General features: G+C 67.5%; 2 protein-coding genes. Both read left to right on the top strand.

Annotation, left to right across the window (positions count from 1 at the left end):
* The first annotated feature begins 15 nt into the window (after nucleotides 1-15).
* On the top strand, nucleotides 16-411 hold the full coding sequence (locus tag ACO1BR_RS44055) for a hypothetical protein (RefSeq protein ID WP_426800743.1): 396 nt from the start codon (nucleotides 16-18) through the stop codon (nucleotides 409-411).
* Nucleotides 342-1,427, top strand: a 1,086-nt coding sequence (locus ACO1BR_RS44050) for an AMP-binding protein (protein ID WP_426800742.1), incomplete at its 3' end; no start/stop codon positions are given. The genes ACO1BR_RS44055 and ACO1BR_RS44050, both read left to right, overlap by 70 nt.

Below are 1,427 nucleotides of genomic sequence, written 5' to 3'. Positions count from 1 at the left end.
CTGCCGGGGGTCACGGTGAGCGGTCAGCCGGTGCACACGGGCATCAGCAAGTTCGACCTGACGTTCAGCTTCACCGAGATGCAGGACGCGGCAGGTGCCGCCGCAGGCATCGAGGGCCACCTGGAGTACTCCACCGAGCTGTTCGAGGCCGACACCGTGCGGGCGCTGTCCGACCGGCTCTCGCGGCTGCTGACGGCAGTGGTCGCCGACCCGGACCAGCGAGCCCACGGTGTCGAGCTGTTCACCGCCGAGGAGCGGGCGCGGGTGATCGCCGCAGGGTGCGGTCGGTCTCGGCAGGTGCCACCGCTGACCGTGCCGGAACTCTTCAGCGCACAGGCNCAGTGGTCGCCGACCCGGACCAGCGAGCCCACGGTGTCGAGCTGTTCACCGCCGAGGAGCGGGCGCGGGTGATCGCCGCAGGGTGCGGTCGGTCTCGGCAGGTGCCACCGCTGACCGTGCCGGAACTCTTCAGCGCACAGGCGGGACGTACCCCGGATGCGGTGGCGGTCCGTGACGGTCGTCGTTCCCTGACATACGCCCAGTTGGAGGCGGAGGCCAACGATCTCGCGCACTATTTGTCGGGACGCGGCATCGGCCCGGAGGGGCTGGTGGCGTTGGCGCTGCCGGGGACCGCGGAGATGGTCGTGGCGATGCTGGCGGTCTTGAAGGCGGGTGCGGCCTATCTGCCCGTGGACCCCGCCTATCCGGCTGCTCGTATCACGTATCTGCTGGAGGACGCTCGTCCGAAGCTGCTGATCACCGATCGCGCCGTTCAGGAGCAACTTCCCTCGACCGAGCTGCCGTTCGTCGTCATGGACGATTCCGCGTCCTGGTCCGTGGGCCATACGTCCGGTCCGGGTGGTGCTGCGTCGGCTGCGGGTCCGGCGTATGTCATTTACACCTCGGGTTCTACGGGACGTCCGAAGGGGGTGGTGGTCACTCATGCGTCGGTAACGCATCACATGGCGTGGCTGGCTGACCATCTGGCGTTGCGGGCTGAGGATCGGGTGCTGGCTCGGACGTCACCGAGCTTCGACGCGTCTGTGTGGGAGATCTGGCTGCCGTTGCTCCACGGCGCCTCCACCTGTCTGGTGTCACCGGAGACGAACCGTGACCCGGATCAACTGCTCTATCGCATACGGGACTTCGGGGTGACGGTGGCGCAGTTCGTGCCGTCGCACCTGTCGTTGGTGTTGGGCAGTGGGACCGGGGCGGTTCCTGGGTGTCTGCGGGCTGTGTTGTGTGGTGGTGAGCCGTTGTCGGGGGAGTTGGCGGCTCGGGTTGCTGATGTGTGGTCGGTGGAGGTCCACAACCTTTATGGGCCGACGGAGGCGACGATCGATGCGATGGTGCATGCGGTGGTTGGTGGTGGTGTGGGGGTGGTGCCGATTGGGCGGCCGATCTGGAATGCCCGGGCGTATGTGTTG

This window comes from Streptomyces sp. YGL11-2, assembly GCF_050054615.1.
Lineage (GTDB): Bacteria > Actinomycetota > Actinomycetes > Streptomycetales > Streptomycetaceae > Streptomyces.
Note: the sequence above shows the minus strand (reverse complement) of the source record. Positions and strands in the feature narration are given on the sequence as shown.